Source organism: Klebsiella sp. HMSC16C06 (genome assembly GCF_001808325.1).
Classification (GTDB): domain Bacteria; phylum Pseudomonadota; class Gammaproteobacteria; order Enterobacterales; family Enterobacteriaceae; genus Klebsiella; species Klebsiella variicola.
The window spans coordinates 1-321 of the sequence record NZ_KV793011.1; the positions used below are offsets into that span (position 1 = coordinate 1).

Here is a 321-nt window from a genome sequence, read left to right on the forward strand (position 1 = left end):
ATTCTGACATCAGGCTATCCGGGACAGGTTTAAATAGTCTCTCCGGTTTATTGGAACATTCATTCAACGTTGTTGCTCCGGTTAAAATGATATATGTCACAACCAAACGACATTATTTATTGATGACGCAACGGAAAACATACTGCGGACCAACACCATATTTTTCATAATCATCGTCTTTATTGATCTTTGGAACTGGCAAATCTGATTGTCTGAACACGGTTAAAGCGTATTGTCTGTCACCGCCAACATTCCCGCGGAGGACTTTTTCGGTCCCCTTTACGGGTCCCTGAGGATCGTTTACCGGAGAATGAGAGTAAT

General features: G+C 42.4%; 2 pseudogenes. Both read right to left on the reverse strand.

The window, feature by feature from the left end:
• Positions 1-67, reverse strand: a pseudogene (locus HMPREF3142_RS29910) (hypothetical protein); the annotation flags it as partial.
• Positions 68-112: 45 nt separating this feature from the next.
• Positions 113-321, reverse strand: a pseudogene (locus HMPREF3142_RS29915) (sulfatase modifying factor 1); the annotation flags it as partial.